Here is a 25,293-nt window from a genome sequence, read left to right on the forward strand (position 1 = left end):
ACGGACCGCAGACGTTTGCTGAGCCTCGCCGCGGGTGTCGGCCTCGGGTTCGGCTGTAACGAGTCGGTGCGGCGGATGATCGACGTCGTCACGCCGGCGTACCGCAGCGTCGAAGAGTGGAACACGGCCCAGGCCGATCACCTTCACGCCCTGCGTACGCGCCCGCCCGCGCAGGTGGCCGCGGATCTGGCCATCGACCTGCATGATCTCGCTCTGCACCTGCAGCAGGCGGCGCCCGCCGACCTGCCCGACCTGTACAGGACGGCCGCCCTGCTGTCCTGCATCCAGGCCAACGCCCTGACCCGCCTGGCCGACCACGGCGCGGCGATCCGCTGGTGGCGCACCGCCCGCCACACCGCCGACGCCTCCAAGGACCTCGACCTGCAACTCCTCGTCCGCGCCGAGGAAGCAGGACATGGACTGTACGGCCAACGCCCACCGGAAACCGTACTGACCATGATCGAGACCGCGCGGCGGTTGCCCACCGGGCAGCAGGCGGACCTCGACTTCCTGACGACTGAGGTGAAGGCGCTCTCCCTACTCGGCCGGCACCAGGAGGCGACGGCGAAGCTCAACCTGCTCACAGACCTCACGGAGACCTCACAAGCCGACCGGTGGGGCTTCTGGAAAGAGGACCAGATCCACTTCGCCGCGAGCTGGGTGCACGCGGCAGCAGGAAGGACGGAACTTGCCGCCGACGCCCGCGACCAGGTGTTGCGTCTGGCCGGGGACTACCAGTACCGCGCGAACGTGAGCCTGCACGAGACGCTGTGCGTGGTGCGGCTCGGCGGCGTGGACGAGGGCATGCGGCGCGCGGCCGAGGTGGTGGCCGCGCTTCCGGTCCAGCACCGTAGCGCCCACATCAAGGAGACCGCACGGATCGTGCTGCGCGCGGTCCCTCCCGAGCAGCGGGCCCGCCCGTCGGTGGTCGAACTCCGGACGCTGCTGACCACCGGGGCGTGACCGCGCGAGTGCCTCGGCCACCGGCTCTGTACCCCGGGCGACGTGCCTGCTTACGATCAGGAGGTGGAAGGTGTCGCCGTCCTACTCACCGCAGCGGCTCTCGTCCTGATCGCCCTGGGATTCTTCGGCCGGATCGAACGGCTGCCCCGCAACGGCGTCGCCGGGGTGCGTACCCGGAGCACGATGCGCAGCGACGCGGCCTTCCGCGCGGCCGACAGGGCGGCGGGCGTCCCCACGATGGCCGCCGGCGTCGTCATGCTGGCGGGAGCAGTGGCGCTGTGGCTCCTGCCGGCCGGCGAGGGCCGGCTCACCCTGGTTCTCGCCGGCCGTGGTGAGCGCGCTGACCCTGGTGTGCGTGGGCGGCGCGCTCGGCGTACGAGCCGCGAAAGACGTGACCGACTAGCGTACGGATCAACAGTCGAACGTGCCGTGGACGGCGGCCTGATGCGGTCCTCGGTCCGGCGCGGACATCTGAAGGGCCCGGCATGGGACGAGTGGAGTACTGGAACGACCCGGACGCCCCGAAGGCGAACAGCCTGGTGCCGGCCTGCGGGACGCTCGCCGTGGACGGCGCCGGGCGCATCCTCATGCAGCGCCGGCGCGACACCGGCCAGTGGGCCTTGCCGATGGGCAAGATGGAGATCGGCGAGACACCCTCGCAGTGCGCCGTGCGGGAGACCGAGGAAGAGACCGGCGTCCTCGTCGAGCCGGTGGGCATCCTCGGGATCTACTCCGACCCCGGCCACATCGTCGCCTACAGCGACGGCGAGGTCCGTCAGGAGTACGAGGTCATGCTGATCGCCCGCCCGGTCAGCGGCCGACCCGAGGCGAACGACGAGGCCAGCGACGTACGGTGGGTCGAGCCCGCGGAACTGCCCACTCTCGACATCCACCCCACCCAGTGGCGGCAGCTCAACGACTACCTGGAGCGCAAGCACCCCCGCGTCGACTGACGCCGTGCCACGGCGATCAGGCGGCGAGGCCGGCCAGCTCCGTCAGGTGATCGATCATCCGGAGGATGGTCCCTCCGACATCGAAGGCGTAGATCACCGGCCGAGCCTACGCGCGTCCGTCGTCCCGGCAAGAGCTGTGAGCCATCACCGGGGCAGGGAGATGTGCAGGACCTCGCCGACCTTGCGGTATCCGACGCGGGCGTAGACGCGGCCCGCGGCGTCGTCGCCGGGGGTGAGGAACGGGGTGCTGATCCCCGCGTCCGCTCCCGCCCTGGTCAGCAGGTGGGTGACCGCTCCTCCGATGCCGCGCCGCCGGTGGGAGTCGCGTACGGCGATGCCGGCGACCTCGGCGACCCCTTCGTGCGGGATGCCGAGCTGGCCGGCGCCGACCACCTCACCGGTGGTCGTGCTGGCGGCGGCCACGAGTCCGCCGCCGTCCAGGATCCGCCGCAGCCGCGCCACGTCGTGCTCCTTGGCCTCCGGCGCCCCGAAGGCCGCGTTCATCACCCGGGCGACCTCCCAGAGCACGGGCTCCTCCGTCACGAGCCCGATGCGGACGGCGGGATCGGCGGGCGCGTCCACGGCCTCGCGGGGCGGGCACACCAGCAGCGGGTAGCGCCCTTCCGCCGTGAATCCGGCCTCCAGCAGCGCGGCCTCCACCTCCGGCGCGCACTGCGGGACGTACTCCAACCGGGGCATCCTGGCCCGCTCGCGGAAGGCCGCGACGAGAGCGGCGATGTCGTCAGCGGTGGGCGCGGCGTCGTCGTCGGGGATGGCGTAGTTGAACGGGGGCGCGTCGTCATGGTCGTCGAGCTTGAGCAGGAATGGCCCTGACCTGCGGGCCGAGCTGCCGGCCAGCGATCGGAGGTAGGCGTGCACACGAGCGCCGATCAAGCGAATCCTCTCGGAGAACAGATGATCCCGCCATGGTAAAGGCTCGCGCGCTCACGACGACTGCAGGATGACACGGGACACCAGTTCCGGGTCGTCGCTCATCGGGACGTGGCCGCAGCCCTTGAGCAGTTTGACGCGCTGTCCCGACCACCGCGCCGCGCGGATGGCCTGGCGGCGGAGCAGGAGGCGGTCGTGTTCGCCCCACGCGAGCGTGATCGGGGACTTCGGCGGCGCGGGCGGCATCAGGCCGGCGAACGACTCCAGCGTCTGGTCGAAGCCCGGCGCCCGGCTCAGCGCCTCCGTGGCCGCGATCAGGGCGGTCGGGTCGAGACGGGAGGGGCGGGCGACCAGGAGGGCGGTGGAGAGGGCGCGCAGGTGGCGGTTGTCGGCCGTCATGACGAGCCGGTGGAAGGGCAGGGAGCGGGCCGAGGCGCGCAGGGCGCGCAGCACGGTCTGGCAGTAGAGCAGCTCGGAACGGTTCCAGAAGCCGACGGGCGACAGGGCGACGGCCGTGCGTACGACACCGCGCGAGGCCAGCTCCAGCGCGATGTAGCCGCCCAGGGAGTTGCCCGCCACGGCCGGGTCGCGGATGCCGAGCCGCGCGCAGAAGGACTCGATCGCGTCGGCCAGCGACTCCGCGGTGTAGGGCACGCGGTGGGGCAGCTCGGGCGAGAGCCCGAAACCGGGCAGGTCGACCGCGATCACCGTACGGGCGGCGGCCAGCCGGTCGATGACCGGGAGCCAGGCCTGCCAGTGGTGCCCGATGCCGTGGATGAGGATCAGGGCAGGGCCGGAACCCCGTCGTTCGAAGGCCAGGTCCATGGGGCCAGTGAAGCACTCACCTGCCGCGCGTGGGAATCTCGAACCAGACGGCTTTGCCTTCCCTGGTGGGACGCGAGCCCCAGCGCCTGGCGAGCTGGTCGACGAGGTAGAGCCCGCGCCCGCCCTCGTCGTTCTCCCCCGCGCTGCGGATGCGCGGCAGGCGCAGGTCCTGGTCGAACACCTCGACCCAGACGGCCTCCTCGCCCCTGCGCAGCCGGAGCGTGAACTCCTTGTCGCCGACCACTTCGTCCTCGAAGCCCGGCATGTCCCAGGACTCCTCGAACGGCAGCGGCGGCCCTTCCACGACCAGCTCCCTGCGCGGCACCCCGGCGGCGGCGGCGTGCAGCACCACGTTGGTCACGACCTCGGAGACGAGCAGGCAGGCCAGCTCGGCGCGCTCCTCCGGCACGTTCCAGCTCGCGAAGGCCTCCGCGGCCATGCGGCGCGCCTCGCCGACCATGATCGGCTGGGCGGGGAACGTGCGGGCCTCCACGTCGAGGTCGATGTCGCTGGAGCGGACCACGAGGATGGCCATGTCGTCGTCGATCTCGCCGGCCACCGCCACGGTGGCGGTGTCGGCGATGCGCTCGACCTCGGCGTCGGACATCTTGGCGAGCTTGTCGCACAGCACCCCGAGCGTCTCGGCCTCGGTCGGGATCCGGCCGTCACGGCCGGGGCGGCGGTCGATCAGGCCGTCGGTGTAGAGCAGCAGCGCCGCGCCGGGCGGGAGCGTGCGCGTCTCCTCCTTGTAGACCAGGTCGGCGTGCAGGCCCTTGGCGCGCACCCCGAGCGGCTGGCCGACCTCCTCGATGTCCAGCTCGACGCACTGCCCGTCGACCAGCAGCAGCGGCGGGGCGTGCCCGGCGTTGGCGAAGGAGAGCTGGCGGGACCAGGCGTCGTAGACGAGGTACTGGCAGGTCACGATGGGCGGGATGCTGACGTCGGCGCCGCTGTCGTCCTGCTCGGGGGTGGCGATGATGCGGGTCCACTCGTCGAGCCTGGCCAGGATGTCGGCCGGGGACTTGTCGTCCTGGGCGAAGGCCCGCAGGGCCGCGCGGAGCTGGCCCATGATGGCCGCCGCCTTGGCGCCCCTGCCCTCGACGTCGCCGATCACGATGCCGACGCGGCCGGCGGACAGCGGGATGACGTCGTACCAGTCGCCGCCGACCTGGGTCTGGATGCCCTGCCCGTGGGAGGCCAGCGGGGCCGCCGGGTAGTAGCGCACCGCGATCTGCAACCCGTCGAGCTGCGGCAGCGCGCGCGGCAGCAGGTATTTCTGGAACGACTCCGCCGTGTGGCGCTCCTCCTCGAACAGCAGCGCGTTGTCGATCGCGAGCGCGACCCGGGTGGCGATGGCCCCCACGAAGTCGCGGTCGAAGGCGTCGTAGTGGGGGCTGCGGCGGTCGGTGAGGTTGGACAGCCCGAGGTACATCAGCCCCAGCGTCTCGCCGCGCACCAGCAGCGGGGCGACGATGGCGGAGGTCATGCCGATCTCGCCGCACAGGCGGGCGCTGTTCTCGTGGGGGGCCGGGTAGCGGGTGCCGGAGAAGTCTTCCACCAGGATCGTCTCCTGGCGGCGGAGCGCGGTGTCAGCGTAGTGGCCGGCGGGGTAGCGGATCTCCGCGCCCACCGGCTTCCATGTTCCCGACGGCGGCGTCCACCCCTGTACGTGCTGAGAGACCCTGCGGACGAGCCGGTCGCCCTCCATCAACTCGATGAAGCAGTGGTCGGCGAACTGCGGCACGAGCATCTCCGCGACCCGCTTGAGCGTCTCCTCGACGTAGAGGGAGCCCGCGAGCCGCTCGCCGATCCGCTCCAGCAGCCCGAAGCGGTCTTTCTCCCGCTCGTTGCTGCGCAGCGCCTCGCGGGCGGTGATGACGATCCCCGTCACCGCGCCCGACGTGTGGCGCAGCGGCACGGCCTGGGCGCGGACGTAGACGATGGTGCCGTCGCCGCGCCTGACGTCGAACGTGCCCTCCCACACCCCGCCCTTGAGCACGTGCTTGGCCAGCTCGATCGCCAGTGGGTGGTCCTTCTCCATGATCCCGAGGGACAGGACGGACGCGTCACGTGAAGGCGACTTGCGGCCGAAGAGTCTCTCGGCGAAGGGATTCCAATAGAGGAGATTGCTGAAACGGTCGGTGACGACCACGGCCATCTCGGCGTGGTCGAGCACGGACCCGGCCGCAAGGTGATCAGCCGCTTCTTGTGACAGATCCCCCCATCGCTTCATCCGGAGACCACTCCTCGGGGTGGCGTGTCTGCAAAGCGGACCACGGGCGCTCCTGCAACAGTCTTGGCCAGGGGAGAGTGGAGGGCCTCCCAGGAGGGATTCAACCAAGTAGTGGGGCGCGCGTCAGCGCTTGGACACAAAAACGTGCGCGGCGACGTCGCGCGGTAGCTCCGCGGGAGTGTCCTTCGCGTCACTGTCACCTGTCACCCGTACACCATCGTCGCTCGCCGCGAGCGTCACCTCGCGTCCGGGTTGTATCCCAACTTGCTTGAGTTTAAGCATCACAGCGGGATCGCTTTGCACTTGTTCGCTAATTCGACGCACGACGACGGGAGTGTCGCGTGTGCCGGCGAGGTCGCACATCGTCGTCAGCCCGTCGGTGCCGCTCTCGACCGCCTCCTTGGCGCCCAGCTCCGCCAGGCCGGGGATCGGGTTGCCGTGGGGACAGACGGTGGGGTTGTCGAGCAGCGTCACCAGGCGCGACTCGACGGACTCCGACATGACGTGCTCCCAGCGGCACGCCTCGATGTGCACCTCTTCCCACGGAAGGCCGATGACCTGCGTGAGCAGGCACTCGGCGAGGCGGTGCTTGCGCATCACGCGCGTGGCCAGCGTGCGGCCCAGCTCGGTCATCGACAGGTGCCGGTCACCTTCGACGCGGACGAGCCCGTCGCGCTCCATGCGCGCGACCGTCTGGCTGACGGTGGGGCCGCTCTGCTGGAGGCGCTCGGCGATGCGGGCCCGAAGGGGGACGATGCCCTCTTCCTCGAGCTCGTAGATGGTCCGGAGATACATCTCCGTCGTGTCGATCAGGCCGTGTGCGGTCAAGGCTCCTCCCAACTGAATGGTACGCGGTCGTGCCGGGGACTGAGCCCGTCCGCTGCGGGCACAGGAATCTCTCGGAACCCTATGGGGAGAACGACCGGCGATGGTTAAGGACGGCAACAACGGGGCGGCCGAGTTCCTTCCCGACCGCCTCGATCTCGATCATCTGCGTACCGCCGCGGCGCGTTGCGAGGGGTGCGGCCTCTATCGCGACGCCACGCAGACCGTGTTCGGCGAGGGGCCGCGGCAGGCCAGGTACATGCTCGTGGGCGAGCAGCCGGGCGACCAGGAGGACCGCAGGGGCCATCCGTTCGTGGGGCCGGCCGGGCGCGTCCTGGACAGGGGGCTGGAGGAGGCGGGCATCGCGCGTGACGACGTCTATCTGACCAACGCCGTCAAGCACTTCTCCTTCACGCCGCGCGGCAAGCGGCGCATCCACCAGAAGCCGACGGCCGCCGAGATCGACGCCTGCCGGCCGTGGCTGGACGCGGAGCTGGCCGTGGTGCGGCCCCGGGTGGTCGTGGTGCTCGGCGCGACGGCCGCCAGGTCGCTGCTGGGGCGCGAGTTCCGGGTGACGCGCCACCGGGGCGAGCCGGTGCCGCTCGGCGACGCGCTGGCGGTGGCGACCGTGCATCCGTCGGCGGTGCTGCGCGCGCCGGACCGGGACGCCGCGTACGCGGGCTTCCTGGCCGATCTCCAGGCCGCCACCAGGGTCGCCTAGAGACCGGGAGACCAGGAGACCAGGAGACCAGGAGACCGGGAGGCCGTCACCGGGCCCGGTAGTCGCGGAACCTGGCCACCGACAGCCCGACGGCCAGCACGGTGACGGCGCACGCGATGCCGCCGCCCACCCACGCCCCGGTGACCCCGAGCGCCGTGGCCGTGGCCCCGGCCCGCAGGTCGCCCAGGCGCGGCCCGCCCGCCACGACCACCATGAACGCCCCCTGCAGCCGCCCGCGCATCTCGTCGGGCGCGTAGAGCTGCAGGATCGACTGCCGCCACACCGAGGAGATCACGTCCGCCACCCCGCCGAGGGCCATGAAGAACACCAGCAGCCACAGGTTCTGCACCAGCCCGGCGGCGGCCACGGCCAGGCCCCACAGGGCGATGACGACCGACAGCGCCACGCCCTGCCGCCTGACCCGCCCCACCCAGCCGGAGAACAGCGCGCCGGCCACGGAGCCGATGGCCATGGCGGAGTTCATCCACCCCAGGGCCAGCATGTCGCCGCCGTAGCGCTCGGCGGCCAGCTCGGGGAAGAGCGCCCGCGGCATGGCGAAGACCATGGCGATGATGTCCACGACGAACGACATCAGCAGCACCGGGCTCCTGACGATGAAGCTGAGCCCGTCCAGCACGGCCCGGGCGCCCGGACGGGTCACCTCGCCCAGCGGGGGCAGTGAGGGCAGCCTGAGCGCCGCGTAGAGGCTCGCGGTGAACAGCAGGACGTCCACCGAGTACGCCGCCGCGTACCCGCCGCCGGTCAGCACCACCGCGCCCAGCATCGGCCCCAGGACCGCGCCGATGCTGTAGACGAGCGAGTTGAGCGCGTTGGCCGCGGGCACCAGCTCGGCGTCCATGATCCTGGGGATGATCGCGCCCCTGGTGGGGCCGGTGATGGCGAAGCCGGTGGAGTTCAGCGCCACGGCCAGGAAGATCAGATAGACGTTGGACAGGCCGAGCAGCGCCTGGGCCAGGATGAACAGCGCGCCGGCCCAGGCGATGAGCGACCCGGCGACGAGCAGCTTGCGCCGGTCGACGGCGTCGGCGATGGCCCCGCCCCACAGCCCGAAGACGATCAGCGGGATGAGGTTGGCCATGCCGATCAGGCCCACGTAGAACGAGGACTGGGTGAGATCGAAGACCTGCTTCTGCACCGCCACCACGGTCACGCCGACGCCGATGTGCGACACGGCCTGCCCCAGCCAGATCCGCCGGTACGCGGCGACGCCCAGCGGCCGGGTGTCTACCAGATGACGTTTGACCAGATCCCCGAATGCCACTTATGGAACATTAAGGGGCAAGTCTCTCCAGAACCCATCCGGGTCGGATCCGCCGGTAGCGGAGCCGGTCGTGCATCCGGTCGAGCTGCCCCTGCCAGAACTCCAGCTCGACGGGGGCGACCCGGTAACCGCCCCAGAAGTCGGGCACCGGCGGGTCCTCGGGCCAGCGCGCGGCCAGCTCGTCGTAGCGGGCGTCCAGCTCCTCCCTGGAGCGCACGACCGCCGACTGCCGCGAGGCCCACGCGCCGATGCGCGAGCCGTAGGGGCGCGAGCTGAAGTACTCGGCCGACTCCTCGTGGGTGATCCGCGTCACGGTGCCCTCGACGCGCACCTGCCGGCGCAGCGGGTGCCAGGGGAACAGCAGGGACGCGCGCGGGTTCTCCGCCAGGTCGCGGCCCTTGCGGGACTCGTAGTTGGTGTAGAAGACGAAGCCGCGTTCGTCATAGCCCTTCAGCAGGACCGTCCTGGCGCTCGGGCGTCCGCCCGCGGAGGCGGTGGCCAGGATCATGGCGTTGGGTTCGGGCAGGCCGGCGTCGAGCGCGTCCTGGAACCAGGAGGTGAATTGCGCGATCGGGTCGGACGCGAGGTCTGATTCGAGCAGAGGCTCGCCCTCGTACGTACGGCGAAGCCCCGCCAGCAAGGGCGGGCGCGGGGTGGCATCCACGAGACGGTATTCTTGCGCGCTCGTGTGGTAGATCCCATGCACCCCCGCCGACCAGCGGGTTTGGGCTAACGGCGGGTCCCGAGACCGAGCATGAGCTGGGAGGCGGTTAAATTGACCCGCCGGTATCTCGACATCAACATAGCGCGGAGGAGCTCGGGGGAGGAGAGCGAGTGCACCATCGCCACCGACCCCCGGAGTGGCCGCGCACAGGCACAGCATCACGTTGCCGAAACATGGCAAGAAAGGGAGGCGGCCGAGTATGTCCGACTTCAAACCCGGGCTCGAAGGCGTCGTAGCTTTCGAGACCGAGATCGCGGAACCGGACAAAGAAGGGGGCGCCCTTCGATACCGGGGCGTCGACATCGAAGAGCTGGTCGGCCGTGTCCCGTTCGGGCACGTTTGGGGCCTGCTGGTCGACAACACGTTCCAGCCGGGCCTGCCCCCGGCGGAGCCGTTCCCCATTCCTGTCCACTCCGGTGACATCCGTGTAGACGTGCAGAGCGCCCTGGCCATGCTGGCCCCGGCCTACGGCTTCAAGCCGCTGCTCGACATCAGTGACGAGGAGGCCCGCGACCAGCTCGCCCGCGCCTCCGTCATGGCACTCTCCTTCGTCGCGCAGTCCGCGCGCGGACTCGGCCTGCCGATGGTGCCGGAGAGCCGGGTGGACGAGGCCAAGACCATCGTCGAACGCTTCATGATCCGCTGGCGCGGTGAGCCTGATCCCAAGCACGTCAAGGCCATCGACGCCTACTGGACCTCCGCGGCCGAGCACGGCATGAACGCCTCGACGTTCACGGCCCGCGTCATCGCCTCCACCGGCGCCGACGTGTCCGCCGCGCTGTCCGGCGCCGTCGGCGCCATGTCCGGCCCGCTGCACGGCGGCGCCCCGGCCCGCGTCCTGCACATGATCGAGGGCGTCGAGCAGCTCGGCGACGCCAAGAAGTACGTGCAGAGCGAGCTCGACAAGGGCAACCGGCTCATGGGCTTCGGCCACCGCGTCTACCGCGCCGAGGACCCGCGCGCCCGCGTGCTGCGGCGCACCGCCAAGGAGCTCGACGCGCCCCGCTACGAGGTCGCGGCGGCGCTGGAGCAGGCCGCGCTGGAGGAGCTGCACGCCCGCAAGCCCGACCGGGTGCTGGCCACCAACGTGGAGTACTGGGCGGCCGTGGTGCTCGACTTCGCCGAGGTGCCCTCGCACATGTTCACCTCGATGTTCACCTGCGCGCGCACCGCCGGCTGGGCCGCGCACATCCTGGAGCAGAAGCGTACGGGCAGGCTGGTCCGCCCGAGCGCCAACTACACCGGCCCCACCTCGCGTCCCCTGAGCGAGCTGGCGGGCGCCGACGAGGTCGTCGGCAAGTACTGACTCACAGTCGGCACGTACTGATTCGCGGTCGGCCTGATTCGCGGTCGGCACGTACTGATGCACACCCGCGGCTACCGCGCGGCCCCTGACGGTCTCGCGGTAGCCGTTCCGCTTTGCGGGGAGATCCCCCGTTCTGGACCGGGCGTTGCGAAACTTTCACCGGTCTCAGAGTCCGGACCGGGTTCAGGCCATTCCCTGTCCCTCGGTAGGCTCCGTTACGTGGCTGACATCGTGATTCCCGCTGACATCAAGCCCGCCGACGGCCGGTTCGGCTGTGGGCCCTCGAAGGTTCGCACCGAGCAACTGGCCGCGCTCGCCGCCTCCGGCGCGAGCCTCATGGGCACCTCGCACCGCCAGAAGCCGGTCAAGAACCTGGTCGGCCGCGTGCGCTCCGGCCTCGCCGACCTGTTCTCGCTGCCGGAGGGCTACCAGGTGGTGCTGGGCAACGGCGGCACCACCGCGTTCTGGGACATCGCCGCCTTCGGGCTGATCCGCGAGAAGTCCCAGCACCTGGCGTTCGGCGAGTTCTCCTCGAAGTTCGCCACGGTCACCAAGAAGGCGCCCTGGCTGGGCGAGCCGAGCGTCATCAAGTCCGAGGTGGGCACCTACCCCGAGGCCGTCGCCGAGGCCGGCGTCGACGCCTACGCGCTCACCCACAACGAGACCTCGACCGGCGTGGCCATGCCGATCAAGCGCGTGGGCGGTGACGACGCGCTGGTGCTCGTCGACGCCACCTCCGGCGCCGGCGGCCTGCCCGTCGACCTGGCCGAGACCGACGTCTACTACTTCGCGCCGCAGAAGAGCTTCGCCTCCGACGGCGGCCTGTGGATCGCGATCATGTCGCCGCGCGCCCTGGCCAGGGTCGAGGAGATCGCCGCGAGCGGCCGGTTCGTGCCCGAGTTCTTCAGCCTGCCGGTCGCGATCGACAACTCCGCCAAGGACCAGACCTACAACACCCCGGCCGTGGCGACGCTGTTCCTGCTGGCCGACCAGCTCGACTGGATGAACGGCAACGGCGGCCTGGCCTGGACCACCGCCCGCACGGCCGACTCCAGCCAGCGCCTCTACACCTGGGCCGAGAAGTCGTCCTACGCCACGCCGTTCGCCGCCCCCGAGTTCCGCTCGCAGGTGGTCGGCACGATCGACTTCTCCGACGAGGTCGACGCCGCGGCCGTGGCCAAGGTGCTGCGCGCCAACGGCATCGTCGACACCGAGCCCTACCGCAAGCTGGGCCGCAACCAGCTGCGCATCGCGATGTTCCCGGCCATCGACCCGGCCGACATCGAGGCCCTGACGACCTGCGTCGACTACGTGGTCGAGCGCCTCTAGTCAGTCCACCCCGCGGCTCGTCCCGTGGCTCGTCGAGGAGCGCGTGCGCGTCGGCTTCCTCGACGAGCCGGGCCGGCCCGGTCGGTGCCGGCCGCCGGCGCCGCTAGAACGTGTACGGGTTGGCGGGCGTCACCTCGCGCCGGCGCCGCAGCACCCAGGCGGCCACCACGCCGCCCAGCAGGCCGAACAGGTGCCCCTGCCAGGAGATGCCATCCTGGTTGGGCAACAGGCCCGCCAGGATGCCCCAGTAGGCGATGCCCACGCCGATGCCGATCACGATGTCGAGCAGGCTGCGGTCGAACAGGCCGCGGGCCAGGATGTAGCCGAAGTAGCCGAACACCAGCCCGCTGGCGCCCACCGTGTAGGCCCTCGGGCTGGTCGCCCAGGTGCCCAGCCCGCCGATGAAGACGATCAGCACGCTGGCCCAGACGAACTTGCGCACGTCGCGCAGCCCGGCCAGGAACCCCAGCACCAGCAGGGGCAGCGAGTTGGCCATGAGGTGGCCGAAGCCGCCGTGCAGGAACGGCGCGAAGATGATGCCGACCAGGCCGTCGCGCGTCCAGCCGACGATGCCGAACTGCCGGTCGAGCGTGCCGCCCAGGAAGAAGTCGACGCCCTCGACGACCCACATCACGGCGAGCATGGCGAGCACGATGAGCAGCGCGCTGAGCGCGCCGGAGAGCAGGGCTCCCGCGCCGCGCCTGGCCGAATCGAACCCCCTGGAACCCCAATGGTCGCTCATGCGCTCTCCTGGTAGGTCGCCTTCCCTCCCTTTACCGTAACCAGGCAGAGGCTTGCGCGCGCCATGACAGACCCCTCCCGTTTCCTGTGAGTCACGGGAGGGGGATCGCCCTCTCTAGGGAGCGGTCACTCGCCCTTCCACCGGGGCGCGCGCTTCTCCGCGAAGGCGGCGGCGCCCTCCATGGCGTCCTTCGAGCCGAAGACCGGGTTGATGATCGCGCCCTGCTTCTTGAACATCTCCTCCAGCGACCAGTCCTGCGACTCGATGATGACCTTCTTGGTCGCGGCCAGCGCCAGCGGGGCGTTGGCGGCGATCGTGCGGGCCAGCTCCAGCGCGCCCTCCAGGGCCGCGCCGGGCTCGGTGATGCGGTTGACCAGGCCGAGCTCGTACAGGCGGGCGGCCGGGTAGTGCTCGCCCGTCAGGGCGATCTCCATGGCCACGTGGTACGGGATCCGGCGCGGCAGCCGCATGATGCCGCCCGCCCCCGCCACCAGGCCCCGCTTGGGCTCCGGCAGGCCGAACTTGGACTCCGCGGAGGCCACGATGAGGTCGCAGGCCAGGGCCAGCTCGAAGCCGCCCGCCAGCGCGTACCCCTCGACGGCGGCCACCAGCGGCTTCTTCGGCGGCTGCTCGGTGAGCCCGCCGAAGCCGCGCCCCTCGACCACGGGGAAGTCACCCGACAGGAAGCCCTTGAGGTCCATCCCCGCCGAGAAGGTGCCGCCGGCGCCCGTCAGGACGTAGGCGGAGATATCTGGACGTGCGTCCAGGGTGTCCAGCGCCTCGGCCATGCCCCTGGCCACCGCCCCGTTGATGGCGTTGCGCGCCTGGGGCCGGTTGACCGTGATGATGGCGACGTTGCCGGACTCTTCGACGAGCACTTCGTCAGACACGGGACCTCACTTGGGCTGGAAGCGGATACCGCCGTCGAAGCGGATGACCTCGGCGTTCATGTAGTCGTTCTCGATCAGCGACCTGACCAGGTGCGCGAACTCGTCGGCCCGTCCCATGCGCTTGGGGAAGACCACCGGCGCCACCAGCTTGGCCTTGAACTCCTCGGCGTTGCCGGAGAAGCCGTAGATGGGGGTGTCGATGATGCCGGGGCAGATCGTGTTCACCCGTACGCCGATCGCGGCCAGGTCGCGCGCCGCGGGCACCGTCATGCCCACGATGCCGCCCTTGGAGGCCGAGTAGGCGAGCTGGCCCGTCTGCCCCTCCAGCGCCGCCACGGAGGCCGTGTTGACGACCACGCCGCGCTGCCCGTCGGCGTCGGCCGGCTCGGTCTTGGCGATGGCCGCGGCCGCGATGCGCATGAGGTTGAACGTGCCGATCAGGTTGACCTCGATGACCTTGCGGTAGGAGGCCGGGTTGTGCGGGTTGCCGTCACGGTTGACGGTGCGCTCGGCCCAGCCGATGCCGGCGCTGTTGACCACCACGCGCAGCGGCTTGCCGGTGGCCACGGCGGCGTCCACGGCCGCCTGCACCTGCTCGTCGTCGGAGACGTCCGTCTTGGCGAAGACGCCGCCGATCTCGTCGGCGACGGCCTTGCCGCGCTCCTCGTTGAGGTCGGCGACCACCACGGTCGCGCCGGCGCGGGCCAGCTCGCGGGCCGTGGCCTCGCCGAGGCCGCTGGCGCCGCCGGAGATGATTGCTGCAGATCCGTTCACGTCCATGTACCGGACCCTAACCCGCAAACCGAATGAAGTTCTACTCGGGGCGGGTTAAATCTCACCCACGGCGGTGTCCACGTCGGAGTACACCTTGATCCGCCGGTCGAGCCCGGTGGTGCGGAGGATGCGCGCCACGGGCGCCTGGGGCGCCGCCAGGGACACGCCGCCGCCCTCTCCCGTCGCCAGCCGCCAGGCCTCGATCAGCACCGACAGGCCGCTGGAGTCCATGAACGACAGCTGCTGCAGGTCGAGCACGAGCCGGGCGCCGTCCTGCTTGATGGCGTCGCGCACCTCGTCGCGCAGGAACGGCGCGGTGAACAGGTCCAGCTCTCCCTCGACGGCCACCACCACGGCGTCACCCAGGGCGTGTCGCGCAAGCCGCAGCTTCATTGGGCCCCTCCTCGATGAGCCACTGTACTTCGACATCCCCGGATAGCGGGCATGCACAAACTACGAAAAGTCGGATGCAGGAGGACAAGGATGGCCTAAACGCGCGCCAAACACCCCATCAAGAACCATGCTCCGGATTTCTACCCATCTCGCTGCCGCTGCCCCAGCCTGGAGGACCGGGTTGCCTCACGCGTCGGGGATCGCGAAGCCGTACGGGAGCTCCAGGCGGTGTCTCGCCAGCAGGTCGGCGTCGGCCAGCAGCTTGCGCGTGGGCCCGTCGGCGGCGATCACGCCGCCGGAGAGGATCAGCGCCCGCTCGCATAGCTCCAGCGCGTACGGCAGGTCGTGCGTGACCATGAGCACCGTCACGTCCAGGGAGCGCAGGATCTCCGCCAGCTCCCTGCGGGCGGCCGGGTCGAGGTTGGAGGAGGGCTCGTCGAGCACCAGGATCTCCGGGGCCATGGCCAGCACCGTCGCCACCGCCACCCGGCGGCGCTGGCCGAACGACAGGTGGTGCGGCGGCCGGTCGGCGAGCTCCAGCATGCCCACCCGCGCGAGCGCGTCCTCGACCACCCGGTCCAGCTCCGCGCCGCGCAGGCCGGCGTTGGCCGGGCCGAAGGCCACGTCGTCGCGCACCGTCGGCATGAAGAGCTGGTCGTCGGGGTCCTGGAAGACCAGGCCGACGCGCTGCCTGACCTCTTTGAGGGTGTCCTTGCGCACCGGGGTGCCGGCGACGGTGACAGTCCCGTGCCCGGCGGTGAGGATGCCGTTGAGATGCAGGACGAGCGTGGTCTTGCCCGCGCCGTTGGGGCCGAGCAGCGCCACCCGCTCGCCGCGCCGGATCGACAGGTCCACGCCGAACAACGCCTGCGTGCCGTCGGGATAGGCGTAGGCGAGCCGCCGGACTTCGAGGGAGTTCACCACGTCAGACCCCACACGGCCAGGGCGAGGGCGGGCAGGGCGAGCGCGAGGCCCCATTGGCGGGCGGAGGCGGCCAGGTCGTCGACCACCGGCATCCGGCCGGTGTAGCCCCGGCTCAGCATCGCCAGGTGCACCCGCTCGCCCCGTTCGTACGAGCGGATGAACAGCGCGCCCGCGGACCGGGCCAGCACGGGCGCGTGCCGCAGGTCGCGCGCCTCGAAGCCGCGCGACTCCCTGGCCACCCGCATCCGCCGCATCTCCCCCACGATCACGTCCAGATATCTCAGCATGAACATGGCGATCTGCACCAGCAGGCTCGGCAGCCGCAGCCGCTGCGCCCCGAGCAGGATCGCGCGCGGCTCCGTGGTCGCCGTCAGCAGGACGGAGGCGGCCACCCCGAGCGTGGCCTTGGCCAGGATGTTCCAGGCCGCCCAGAGGCCCGGCAGGCTCAGCGAGAGCCCCAGCACCGAGATCCGCTCCCCCAGGCCGACGATCGGGATGAACACGGCGAACAGCACGAAGGGCACCTCGATCACCATGCGCCGCAGCAGGCGCCCCGGCGGCACCCTCGCCGCCGCCGCGACGCCCGCCAGCAGCAGCGCGTAGCAGGCGAAGGCCCACAACCGCTCGCGCGGGGTGGCGACCACCACGAGCGCGAAGGCGAAGACGGCCAGGAGCTTGCACTGGGGCGGCAGCCGGTGCACGACCGAGTCGCCCGGCAGGTGGAGCTGGTGGTGGTGCCCGGCGCCCACGGATCACGCCCTGGTCTCGCCGTGGGCCCTGCCCTGGGTGTCGTCGCGGACCTGGTCGCGCGGCTGGTCGAGGGTCGCGTCACGGCTCGTGTCACGGCTCGTGTCACGGCTCGTGTCACGGCTCGTGTCACGGCTCGTGTCACGGCTTCGTGCGGCGTGGGCCACGGCTCCGGCGACGAGCAGCACCAGGCCCACGCCGATGATCCCGGCCACCCCGACGGGGATCCCGCCCACCTCGCCGTAATCGGCCAGCGCCCACTCCCCGAACAGGTGGCCGGTCGCCCGGTCGATGAAGCCCTCGTTCTCGGCGACCGCCTCCAGGCCGTCGGGCGAGGAGGAGGCGACGAAGGAGACGAGCCCGGCCAGCACCAGCGTCACGCCGGCCCCGCCGAGCAGGAACGGCCTCAGCGGGCCACGCCCGCCGACCGGCTTCCCGGCGCCCTCGATCGCGGAAGCGGCCGCGCCCGCGGTCGCGGTCGTGTCCGTGGTCGCGGTCGTGCCCGCCGTCGCGGTCGTGCCCGCGGTCGCGGTCGTGGTCGTGGTCGTGCCCTCCGCGTCGCGCAGGAGGAGCGGCCTGGTCAGGCCGCGGGCGCCGTACACGAGGTCGGGCCGCACGGCCAGCACCGCGCCGACGGTCACGGCCGTGATCAGGCCCTCGCCGACGCCGATGAGCAGGTGCACCCCGCCCATCGCCGCGGCCACCGTGCCGACCTCGATCGGCGCGGTCCCGCCGATCCAGAACAGCAGCGTGAAGACGAGCGCGGCGGCCGGCACCGACACCAGCGCCGCCAGGAACGCGGCCACCGCGACCTTGCCCCCGGCCACCCGGGTCACCAGCCGGAAGACGCCCCAGCCGGCGAGCACCGTGACGATGCCCATGATCGTGATGTTGACGCCGAGCGCGGTCAGCCCGCCGTCGGCGAAGAAGACGCTCTGCACCAGCAGGACCACGGCCATGCAGAGCACCCCTGTGTAGGGCCCGACGAGTATCGCGGCCAGCGCGCCGCCCATCAGGTGGCCGCTGGTGCCGGCGGCGACGGGGAAGTTGAGCATCTGCACGGCGAAGATGAAGGCCGCGACCAGCCCGGCCATCGGCGCGGTCCGGTCGTCGAGCTCGCGCCGCGCCCCGCGCAGGCAGACCGCGACGCCGGCGGCCGCCACCACGCCGGCCGAGATGGATGTCACCGCGTTGAAGAAGCCATCGGGAACGTGCACGGCATGCCTCCCTGAAGAGGTCTGGCAAAACAGCCCCACTTTAGGACATGGACTTGCACCTGCATATGGCTTGCAGTTACCGCCGGATCCTCTCGATGACGGACCGCGCCGTCAGCCGCCGCACCACCGCGCTCAGCCGCCCCTTGCCCGAGGTCGCGTACGGGCGCACGCTCCTGAGCAGCGCCCTCCCCCACCACCTGCGCGGCCCCGCGACCGTGTCGGTCTCGATCCTGAACCGCGCGGGCGGCCCGCCCAGATCCAGCTCCAGGTACGCGTCCCAGGTGCCCGGCGTCAGCCGCCCCACCGCCGGCCTGGCCGCGAAGCCGCCCCCGGGCAGCGCCACCACCCGGTCGGCGCGCTCGCATCCGGTGCGCCGCTCCCGCCACACGATCCGCCTGACCGCCGAGCTCGCCGGCGTGGTGCCGACCACGGAGATCTCGCCGTCGACCAGCAGCCGGTGCCCGAGCCCCCACCGCATCCTGATCAGCCGGACGGCGCCGGGCACCGCGACCACGTGCCCGCCCATGTCGATGCTGAGGTTGCCGTTGTCCCTGGTGAAGTAGGGCAGGGCCACCATGCCGCCGATCAGCCGGGGCTGCGGGCGGGTGACGCCGCCGTCGCGGTCGGCCCCGAGCCTGCCGAGCCTGATCACGCCCTCGATCTCGACCGCCACCCGCAGGTCCCAGACGCCGGAGTCGAGGGCGGCCAGGTCCAGCCGCGCGACGAACTCGCCGCCCTTGCGCTCGGCCGGCACGACCAGCTCCCTGGCCGGGTCGTGGCGGGCCCGCAGCACCACGGCCAGGCCGTCGTCCCTGGTGATGCCGTGGAGCCGGGCCGCGCCCGTCACCACCAGGCGGTCGCCCTCCCAGCGCAGCCCGGTGAGCCGGCGCCGCACGGTGGCGCTCTCGATGCGGGCCAGGCGCACCAGGCGGTCGATGTCGTCCAGCGCGCCCGCCCGCTGCCTGTCGATGGTGTTGAGCCGCTCGTGCACGCCCGGCGTGTACCACTCGTCGCAGATCGCCGCGACCTCCCGCGCGATGTCCTTGCGCCGCACGTCGTCGCTGTCGAGGAAGACGGGCCCGAGCTGGGTGAACACGTCGAGCCTGAAGTGCCTGCGCAGCAGGTGGTCGCGCAGCGGCCCCGGCGGGACGTGCCGGGCCATGAGCCGGATCGGCTCCTTGATCATGGCCAGCCAGGCCAGCGGGTCGCGGCTGTCGGGACGCTGCATGATGCTGCTGCCGTCGGGCCTGGAGACGAGGTGGTAGCAGTCGTGGTCGGCCACCACGGAGATCGCGCGGGCGTGGCAGTAGGCGTGGACGGTGAACAGGATGTCCTCCCCCACCAGCATGCCCTCGCCGAACCTGATGTGATGGCGCTCGATCAGCTCCCGCCGGAACAGCTTGAAGCAGCACAGGCTGTTGTAGACGGCGCTGTCGCCCAGGCCCACCCGCTCGGCGCTGCGCGCGAACATCGACACCGGGGCCCGCCGGCCGTGGCCCACGATCTTGCCGAGCACGATGTCGGAGTCGTTGCCGTCGGCCATGGCCACCATGCGTTCGAGCGCCTCGGGGCCGAGGTAGTCGTCGGCGTCGCAGAAGAAGACGTACCGGCCGGTGGCGTGCTCGATGCCGATGTTGCGCGGGCGGCCGGCGCCGCCGCTCGCCTCGACGTGCACCACCTTGACGATGTCGGGGTGATAGGAGGCGTAGAGGTCGAGCAGCTCGCCGCTGCCGTCGGTGGAGCCGTCGTCCACGACCACGATCTCCTTCTTCACCCGCTGCACGAGCGCGGCGGTGAGGCATCGGTCGAGGTAGGCCCGGCAGTTGTGGACGGGGATGACGACGCTGACGTCGACCGCGTCGTCATCGCACCCTGCGCCCTGCATGGCCATCACTCCAGAGTCACGTTGCGCGGTCATCCCGTTTCAGTATGTGACGAACGCGGGTGTCCATGGGGGCCGATCAGATCTCTTCGCCCCCTGTCTTTTTGCTGACAACGGGAAATCGCGGCATTCCACTGATATGGCCGCATGATCTCGCCAAACAGCTCATGAGGATTGAGGTGAAGAAGTTTCAGGGAAGAGGTTTTCCCACCGGGGTACAGAAATATCTCCGCCGGGATCAGTTGAACACCACCGCGCGCCGCGCGTCATCCCGCTGACACGGTTGCGCGTCTACAGTTAGGCGACCTTGACCCGGAAGGTGGCGGGAAATGACAGCGGATCTTCACAGCGGCACGGCCGACGAACCGGCCGTGCAGACTGCCGAGTTCATCGTCTCGTCGGCGCGCCTCGCGGAGCTGTACGACTGCTCCGCGCTGCTGCGCCGCACGAGGACGCGGGCCGAAGAGATCGTGGACGAGGCGCGCGCGCTGCTGGCCGAGGCGGAGCGGCGCGGCGACGCCGAACGCGCCCTCACCCTGCGCGACCACCTCGAACAGGCGCGCGGCAAGTACTGCCAGGTGCTCGGCGCGTACCTGACGATCTGCCGCAGGATCAACGAGGAGCGGCAGGAGATCCTGCGGGCCCAGATGGAACGGGACCGCACGGCGGGGTTGTCAGGCGTCGCCTGACGGGGTACCGTCAGGCGATGCCTGACTGGACGGAAAAGCTCCGCTGCTCCTTCTGTCACAAGAAGAGTTCGGACGTGCAAAAGCTCATTGCCGGGCCGGGCGTGCACATTTGCGACGAATGCGTCGGACTGTGCACCGAAATTCTCGACCAAGAACGGCAGGCCGCCTCCACCGCGCCCCGGCTCCCCGCGTGGGAGTCGATGTCGGTGGAACAAATACTCGACCATCTGCCGAAAATCGCCGCCGTGCAGGCACAGGTGGACGACAACCTGCGCGACTGGGTGGGGCACCTCCGCACCCGGGACGTGAGCTGGGAACGCATCGGCGCCTCGCTCGGCATGACGCGACAGTCCGCATGGGAGCGTTTCAGAAGCGAAACCTGAAACGTCCGGGATTCTGTGTGAACCTTCGCCGCTTTTGGGGCGTCCTACCCTGTGGAGACCCAAGATGCACGTCATGGACGGTCTCGCGGCGCCCGACCTCGACCGGCCACGGCTGGAGCCGGCCCTGGTCCTGACTCCGCACGACAAGGCGGAGCGGCTGACCGCAGAGTGAACGGGCTCCAGCTCCCCGGGCGCATCCGGGGAGCTGGAGCAGGGGGCTCCGGCGCGCGATCGATCCCCCGGCCTCCCCTGCGTCACCCAGGCCTCCCCTGCGTGCGCGTCCTCCCCTGCGTGCGCGTCCTCTCCTGCGTGCGCGTCCTCTCCGGCCGGCGATCAGTCGGCCGATCTGCTTCTGGCCCTGAAGGCGGCCGTCTTGACGCGGTTCTGGCAGGCGGTGGAGCAGAACCTGCGGGTGCCGTTGCGGGAGACGTCCACGTAGACGCGGTCGCAGTGCGGCGCCGTGCAGACGCCGAGCCGGTCGCTGAACTCGCTGCCCAGCACGATCGCCAGCCCCGTCGCGCAGCTCGCCGCCCACTCCCCCGCCACGGTGCCGCCCTTGCCGTGGAAGTGCAGGTGCCAGGGCTCGCCGTCGTGGCGTTCCAGCATCGGCCTGGCGCGCGTCTCCTCCAGCAGCGCATTGACCTGGATGGCCGCGCTGTCGATGTCGTTGCCGGCGAGCGCGGTGAAGACCGTGCGCAACCGGGCGGCGACCTCGGCCAGCTCGGCGCCCTCCGCCTCGGTGATCTCCCGGTTGGCGGAGTAGACGGCGCGCACGGCCTCGGTGGCGGCGGCGCCGAGGTCCCGCGGCACGGAGAAGGCCCGCCCGCGCCGCTCGCCCGGGGTCAGCTCGTTGACGAGGGACACCGTCACCCTGACCACCGCGTCCGTGTGACTGTTGAAGTTCAATTGACCGGTTACACCTTCATGTCGTAGTTTGTGACTGACCAAAGCTTAAATGACAGTCACAGGGGAGACGATCGTGCTCACTCACGATGCCGCACTGCGATGGATGGCGCGCTGGGACCGGCAGCAGGAGGGTTACCTGCCCGACCGCGAGACCCGGTTCACCGCCTTGATCGACGCCGTGGAGGCGCTGGGGCGGCCCGACCCCGTGGTGATCGACCTGGGCGCCGGCCCCGGGTCGTTGTCGGTCCGGCTGCTGGAGCGGCTGCCCGAGGCCACGGTGGTCTGCGTCGACGCCGACCCGCTGCTGATCGGGCTCGGGCGGGCGGCGTACCCGCAGCTCAGGTTCGTGTCGGCGGATCTGCGTACGAGCGGGTGGACGGAACTGCTCGGCCTGGACCGGCCGGCCGACGCGGCGGTCAGCACGACGGCGCTGCACTGGATCTCCGAGCCCGACCTGAAGGCCATCTACGCGGAACTGGCGACCGTGCTGCGGCCCGGCGGCCTGCTGCTCAACGGCGACCACATGGACGTCGACGACGTCACGCCCACGCTCTCGCGGCTGGAGCACGAGGTGCACCGGCTGGAGACCGAGCGGGTCTTCGCCGGGAACCGGCCGGAGGACTGGCAGACCTGGTGGGACGCGATCGCGGCCGACCCCGACCTCGCCGAGCTGAACACCGCCCGCTCGACCGCCGGCGCCGACCACCGCGGCTCGGAGTCGCACCTGCTGTCGCACCACGTCGGAGCCCTGCGGGAGGCCGGCTTCACCGAGATCGGCACGCTGTGGCAGCGCGGGAACAACCGGCTGCTGTGCGCCGTGCGCGGCTGAGCCCGCTTGTTCGATGACGTCAGAGCGGCCCTTCTGTGCGTGCAGAAGGGCCGCTCGGTATATGGCGTTTGTACGCCGATCGAGGATGACACAAGATTACCCGCCCAGGGAGTACTTCGATTCTCCGGGTAGGGTTTTCTTACACCGAGACAATGAGCTGTATCACGTCATCGCAGGGCAGCGATACCGCGCCCTCCCGCACTTTCTTGCGTTTTCCGCACTCCTCGCCGCACGATGCAGCGCATGAAGGAAATCATCGAGGAGCTGGCGCGGGTGCTCATCCCCGAGCCGGCCAAGGAGCCCGGCGAGGACACTCACGACTACGCGGAACGGGCCAAAAAGGCACGCGAGGCGCGCATGGCGCTGATCGGGGAGCTGACGATGGCGGCACAGGCGTCGCCGACGGAGGATCCGGTGCTGGCGCGGCTGGAGGAGCTGGCGGCGCAGCGGAAGGAAATACAACGGCAGGTGCGACTTATCACGACTTATGCGCGTGAATTCGTACGGCCGGAGCCGTACCGGCTGCGGGCTCTCGCCAGGGCGGCGGGGCTGTCGATCTCCACTATCCGCACTGCGTACGATATGGAGGATAAAATCCTGGTCGCCACGCGAATAGGGAGAAAAGACACCAAGGACACCGTTCATCCGATTGTGGATGACCAGGGCTGGCGGCTCCCGGCCCGCCGCACCTCGGCCCCCGAGCCCGGCGGACCCCAGGAGTGAGACCCCGCACCTCATGGCCCCGCCCTTCACGTCACCGGCGGGCGGCGGGACAATAGGGTCATGCCGAGCTTCAAGCGGCTCACGATAGAGGAAGCCAGAGCCCTCACCCGGACCGAGCTCCTCCCCCGGATCGAGGAGGAGCAGAAGTACTGGTATCACCGCATCCACAACTGTGAGATGCGGCCCGGGGACGAGAAGGCGTTCCGGACTTTCAACGACATCATGCACATCGCCGCCAGCCCCCAGCGCTCCCTGTCCGACACCGACGCCATCGACGAGGGCCGCCCGTTCGACCGCGACTACTGGACGAAGCCCCTCGGCGAACTGGGCGAACTCTAGAGCCCGCCCCGCCCCCATCGGCGAGCTGGGCGAGCCCTGGAGCCCGCCCCGCCCCCATCGGCGAGCTGGGCGAGCCCTGGAGCCCGCCCCGCCCCGCATCGGCGAGCTGGGCGAGCCCTGGAGCCCGCCCCGCCCCGCATCGGCGAGCTGGGCGAGCCCTGGAGCCCGCCCCGCACGCTGCGCACCGCACCGTCCCGGGCCCGGCCGTTGGCCGCCGCCGGCCGGGCGTTCCGTCAGGCGACGCCGAGGACGATCTTGCCGCGCGTACGGCCCTGCTCGCCGCGGCGGTGCGCCTCGGCCGCGCCGGCGAGCGGGAAGACCTCCTCGACCTCGACGGTCAGCTCCCCCTCGTCGATCAGCGCGCCGATCCGGGCCAGCGCCGCGCCGTCGGGCTCGACCAGGATGCCGGTGGCCCGTACCCCCTGCTCGCGGGCCTGGCCGAGCAGCTCGGGCGCCACGCCGGACGGCATCGCCACCAGCAGCCCGCCGGGGCGCAGCACGCGCAGCGACCGGGTGCTCGTCCGGTCGTGCCCGTCGCCGACCAGGTCGATCACCACGTCCACGTCCCGCACCGCGTCCTCGAAGCGGGTGGTGGTGTAGTCGATCACCTCGTCGGCGCCGAGCGAGCGCAACCAGTCGTGCTTGGCCGCGCGGGCGGTGCCGATCACGTACGCGCCCGCGTGCCGCGCGATCCCCACCGCCAGATGTCCGACGCCGCCCGCCGCCGCGTGGATGAGCACCCGCTGCCCTCTCTCGATCCGGGCGGTGTCGACCAGGGCCTGCCAGGCGGTCAGCGCGGCCAGCGGCACGCCCGCCGCCGCTTCGTGGCCGATCGTGCGCGGCTTGCGGGCGAACTGCCGGGAGGGGGCGGTGACGTACTCCGCGTACGCGCCCGCCTGACGCGGGAACCACGGCATGCCGTACACCTCGTCACCGGGCTCGACCGTCGTCACGCCGAACCCGACCTCCTCGACCACGCCGGAGACGTCCCAGCCGAGCACGAACGGCGGCGCGCCGAGCACGTGGGCCATGCCGGAGCCCTGGCGGGTCTTCCAGTCCACGGGGTTCACGCCGGCGGCGTGCACCCGCACCAGGATCTCGGTGGGCAGCGGGACCGGTCGCGGCACGTCGGTCAGGTGCAGCACCTCCGGGCCGCCGAAGGAGTCCTGGGTGATCGCGCGCATGGTGTCTGACATGGGTCTTCCTTGGCTCGTCGGGTACGCCGGGCCGTCTCCACCCGGCCGCAGCCGAAGCTACCCAACGGGGTGTAGTAACTTGCAAGGGAGACTGCTATCTTTTGGAAAGTAATATCCACTTGGGGAAGGACGCAGGCCATGGCGACCACCTGCCGTTCCGGCCTGCACGACCGGCACGACGTCTATGCCGCGCAGTGCCCGTGCAGAGACGTCCTCGACCTGCTGGCCAACAAGTGGTCGGCGCTGGCCGTGGGCGCGCTGGAGGAGGGGCCGCAACGGTTCGGCGCGCTGCAGCGGCGGCTGGAGGGCGTGAGCCCCAAGGTGCTCACGCAGACGCTGCGCCGCCTGGAGGAGCACGGGTTCGTCGACCGTACGATCTATCCGGCGGTTCCGCTGCACGTCGAATACTCGCTCACCGAGCTGGGCCGCGGCGTCGCCGGCCCGCTGTCGGCCCTGCGCTCCTGGGTGGAGGAGCACCTCGACCAGATCCACTCCGCCCGCGCCTGACCTCTCCTCGCGCCCGGCCTCTCCTCGCGCCTGACCTCTCCTCGCGCGCCCGGCCTCTCCTCGCGCGCCCGGTCCCACCTCGCGTGCCCGGCCCCGTTCG

27 protein-coding genes and 1 pseudogene are annotated in these 25,293 nt (G+C 71.0%); 12 read left to right on the forward strand and 16 right to left on the reverse strand.

The genetic code is table 11. From position 1 onward, the window contains the following. The first annotated feature begins 75 nt into the window (after nucleotides 1–75). From IO39_RS19200 to IO39_RS19205, 3 genes and pseudogenes are all read left to right on the forward strand, one after another. Nucleotides 76–963 carry a hypothetical protein gene (locus IO39_RS19200; protein WP_157548599.1) on the forward strand — a complete coding sequence of 296 codons (888 nt, stop codon included), beginning with the start codon at nucleotides 76–78 and terminating at the stop codon, nucleotides 961–963. Between the two features lie 63 nt (nucleotides 964–1,026). Next, nucleotides 1,027–1,236: pseudogene (locus tag IO39_RS59645) on the forward strand (SdpI family protein); the annotation flags it as partial. 212 nt (nucleotides 1,237–1,448) lie between these two features. Then, nucleotides 1,449–1,916, forward strand: a complete 468-nt coding sequence (locus tag IO39_RS19205; protein ID WP_043624799.1) for an NUDIX domain-containing protein — start codon at nucleotides 1,449–1,451, stop codon at nucleotides 1,914–1,916. 144 nt (nucleotides 1,917–2,060) lie between these two features. On the opposite strand, the gene IO39_RS19210 is transcribed toward IO39_RS19205, so the two are convergent. From IO39_RS19210 to IO39_RS19225, 4 genes are all read right to left on the reverse strand, one after another. Next, the gene (locus IO39_RS19210) at nucleotides 2,061–2,810 is read right to left on the reverse strand and encodes a GNAT family N-acetyltransferase (RefSeq protein ID WP_157548602.1); all 750 of its coding nucleotides are present in this window, start codon (nucleotides 2,808–2,810) and stop codon (nucleotides 2,061–2,063) included. A 51-nt stretch (nucleotides 2,811–2,861) separates the two neighbouring features. Then, on the reverse strand, nucleotides 2,862–3,632 hold the full coding sequence (locus IO39_RS19215; RefSeq protein ID WP_043624802.1) for an alpha/beta fold hydrolase: 771 nt from the start codon (nucleotides 3,630–3,632) through the stop codon (nucleotides 2,862–2,864). A 16-nt stretch (nucleotides 3,633–3,648) separates the two neighbouring features. Then, a complete protein-coding gene (locus tag IO39_RS19220) occupies nucleotides 3,649–5,865 on the reverse strand; it encodes an ATP-binding SpoIIE family protein phosphatase (protein WP_043624805.1) in 2,217 nt (738 codons plus the stop codon). A gap of 123 nt (nucleotides 5,866–5,988) precedes the next feature. Continuing rightward, nucleotides 5,989–6,693, reverse strand: coding sequence for an iron-dependent transcriptional repressor DtxR (locus IO39_RS19225; RefSeq protein ID WP_043624808.1), 705 nt, complete (start codon nucleotides 6,691–6,693; stop codon nucleotides 5,989–5,991). A 100-nt stretch (nucleotides 6,694–6,793) separates the two neighbouring features. Here IO39_RS19225 and IO39_RS19230 point away from each other — a divergent pair, with 100 nt between their 5' ends. Continuing rightward, entirely contained in the window at nucleotides 6,794–7,411 is a 618-nt protein-coding gene (locus tag IO39_RS19230) for a UdgX family uracil-DNA binding protein (RefSeq protein ID WP_043624811.1), read from the forward strand. Nucleotides 7,412–7,457: 46 nt separating this feature from the next. Here the strand turns inward: IO39_RS19230 and IO39_RS19235 are convergent, their stop codons facing one another. Both IO39_RS19235 and pdxH read right to left on the reverse strand, forming a co-directional pair. Then, a complete protein-coding gene (locus IO39_RS19235) occupies nucleotides 7,458–8,693 on the reverse strand; it encodes an MFS transporter (RefSeq protein WP_043624814.1) in 1,236 nt (411 codons plus the stop codon). Between the two features lie 10 nt (nucleotides 8,694–8,703). Next, nucleotides 8,704–9,357: a pyridoxamine 5'-phosphate oxidase gene (pdxH, locus tag IO39_RS19240; protein WP_084773101.1), complete on the reverse strand. Its 654-nt coding sequence runs from the start codon at nucleotides 9,355–9,357 to the stop codon at nucleotides 8,704–8,706. 259 nt (nucleotides 9,358–9,616) lie between these two features. Between pdxH and IO39_RS19245 the strand changes: the two genes are divergently transcribed. Together IO39_RS19245 and serC are read left to right on the forward strand one after the other, a co-directional pair. Continuing rightward, a complete protein-coding gene (locus tag IO39_RS19245) occupies nucleotides 9,617–10,723 on the forward strand; it encodes a citrate synthase 2 (protein ID WP_043624816.1) in 1,107 nt (368 codons plus the stop codon). Nucleotides 10,724–10,942: 219 nt separating this feature from the next. Beyond that, nucleotides 10,943–12,052 (forward strand): phosphoserine transaminase, encoded by a 1,110-nt coding sequence (serC, locus tag IO39_RS19250; protein WP_043624818.1) that lies wholly within the window; start codon nucleotides 10,943–10,945, stop codon nucleotides 12,050–12,052. A 103-nt stretch (nucleotides 12,053–12,155) separates the two neighbouring features. On the opposite strand, the gene IO39_RS19255 is transcribed toward serC, so the two are convergent. From IO39_RS19255 to IO39_RS50770, 8 genes are all read right to left on the reverse strand, one after another. Next, entirely contained in the window at nucleotides 12,156–12,794 is a 639-nt protein-coding gene (locus IO39_RS19255) for a rhomboid family intramembrane serine protease (RefSeq protein WP_052423075.1), read from the reverse strand. A 125-nt stretch (nucleotides 12,795–12,919) separates the two neighbouring features. Next, on the reverse strand, nucleotides 12,920–13,684 hold the full coding sequence (locus IO39_RS19260; RefSeq protein WP_043624821.1) for a crotonase/enoyl-CoA hydratase family protein: 765 nt from the start codon (nucleotides 13,682–13,684) through the stop codon (nucleotides 12,920–12,922). 6 nt (nucleotides 13,685–13,690) lie between these two features. After that, a complete protein-coding gene (locus IO39_RS19265) occupies nucleotides 13,691–14,464 on the reverse strand; it encodes an SDR family NAD(P)-dependent oxidoreductase (RefSeq protein WP_043624824.1) in 774 nt (257 codons plus the stop codon). A gap of 48 nt (nucleotides 14,465–14,512) precedes the next feature. Further along, a complete protein-coding gene (locus IO39_RS19270; RefSeq protein ID WP_043624827.1) occupies nucleotides 14,513–14,851 on the reverse strand; it encodes an STAS domain-containing protein in 339 nt (112 codons plus the stop codon). A 186-nt stretch (nucleotides 14,852–15,037) separates the two neighbouring features. Further along, on the reverse strand, nucleotides 15,038–15,775 hold the full coding sequence (locus tag IO39_RS19275; RefSeq protein WP_439331478.1) for an energy-coupling factor ABC transporter ATP-binding protein: 738 nt from the start codon (nucleotides 15,773–15,775) through the stop codon (nucleotides 15,038–15,040). Further along, complete coding sequence (gene cbiQ / locus IO39_RS19280) at nucleotides 15,769–16,524, reverse strand: cobalt ECF transporter T component CbiQ (protein WP_043624833.1); 756 nt, start codon at nucleotides 16,522–16,524, stop codon at nucleotides 15,769–15,771. Before cbiQ ends, IO39_RS19275 begins: the two co-directional genes overlap by 7 nt. Nucleotides 16,525–16,527: 3 nt before the next feature. Then, nucleotides 16,528–17,739 carry an energy-coupling factor ABC transporter permease gene (locus IO39_RS19285; protein ID WP_084773103.1) on the reverse strand — a complete coding sequence of 404 codons (1,212 nt, stop codon included), beginning with the start codon at nucleotides 17,737–17,739 and terminating at the stop codon, nucleotides 16,528–16,530. A 76-nt stretch (nucleotides 17,740–17,815) separates the two neighbouring features. Next, on the reverse strand, nucleotides 17,816–19,657 hold the full coding sequence (locus IO39_RS50770) for a glycosyltransferase family 2 protein (protein ID WP_084773105.1): 1,842 nt from the start codon (nucleotides 19,655–19,657) through the stop codon (nucleotides 17,816–17,818). A 293-nt stretch (nucleotides 19,658–19,950) separates the two neighbouring features. Between IO39_RS50770 and IO39_RS19295 the strand changes: the two genes are divergently transcribed. Further along, on the forward strand, nucleotides 19,951–20,310 hold the full coding sequence (locus tag IO39_RS19295) for a hypothetical protein (RefSeq protein ID WP_043624835.1): 360 nt from the start codon (nucleotides 19,951–19,953) through the stop codon (nucleotides 20,308–20,310). Between the two features lie 17 nt (nucleotides 20,311–20,327). Then, nucleotides 20,328–20,693, forward strand: a complete 366-nt coding sequence (locus tag IO39_RS59880) for a ClpX C4-type zinc finger protein (protein ID WP_043624838.1) — start codon at nucleotides 20,328–20,330, stop codon at nucleotides 20,691–20,693. 333 nt (nucleotides 20,694–21,026) lie between these two features. Here IO39_RS59880 and IO39_RS19305 read toward each other — a convergent pair whose 3' ends face one another. Continuing rightward, entirely contained in the window at nucleotides 21,027–21,599 is a 573-nt protein-coding gene (locus IO39_RS19305; RefSeq protein WP_043624840.1) for a CGNR zinc finger domain-containing protein, read from the reverse strand. Between the two features lie 73 nt (nucleotides 21,600–21,672). On the opposite strand from IO39_RS19305, the gene IO39_RS19310 reads away from it, so the two are divergent. The 3 genes from IO39_RS19310 (at nucleotide 21,673) to IO39_RS19320 (ending at nucleotide 23,490) form a co-directional block, all read left to right on the forward strand. Next, nucleotides 21,673–22,428 carry a class I SAM-dependent methyltransferase gene (locus IO39_RS19310; RefSeq protein ID WP_043624843.1) on the forward strand — a complete coding sequence of 252 codons (756 nt, stop codon included), beginning with the start codon at nucleotides 21,673–21,675 and terminating at the stop codon, nucleotides 22,426–22,428. Between the two features lie 243 nt (nucleotides 22,429–22,671). Next, nucleotides 22,672–23,151 (forward strand): hypothetical protein, encoded by a 480-nt coding sequence (locus tag IO39_RS19315; RefSeq protein WP_043624846.1) that lies wholly within the window; start codon nucleotides 22,672–22,674, stop codon nucleotides 23,149–23,151. Nucleotides 23,152–23,211: 60 nt separating this feature from the next. Further along, on the forward strand, nucleotides 23,212–23,490 hold the full coding sequence (locus IO39_RS19320; protein ID WP_043624849.1) for a hypothetical protein: 279 nt from the start codon (nucleotides 23,212–23,214) through the stop codon (nucleotides 23,488–23,490). A 233-nt stretch (nucleotides 23,491–23,723) separates the two neighbouring features. Here the strand turns inward: IO39_RS19320 and IO39_RS19325 are convergent, their stop codons facing one another. Further along, nucleotides 23,724–24,686 (reverse strand): NADP-dependent oxidoreductase, encoded by a 963-nt coding sequence (locus IO39_RS19325; protein WP_043624852.1) that lies wholly within the window; start codon nucleotides 24,684–24,686, stop codon nucleotides 23,724–23,726. Nucleotides 24,687–24,824: 138 nt separating this feature from the next. Here IO39_RS19325 and IO39_RS19330 point away from each other — a divergent pair, with 138 nt between their 5' ends. Further along, complete coding sequence (locus IO39_RS19330; RefSeq protein WP_043624855.1) at nucleotides 24,825–25,193, forward strand: winged helix-turn-helix transcriptional regulator; 369 nt, start codon at nucleotides 24,825–24,827, stop codon at nucleotides 25,191–25,193. Nucleotides 25,194–25,293: the final 100 nt, after the last annotated feature.

This window comes from Nonomuraea candida (assembly GCF_000725485.1).
GTDB lineage: Bacteria > Actinomycetota > Actinomycetes > Streptosporangiales > Streptosporangiaceae > Nonomuraea > Nonomuraea candida.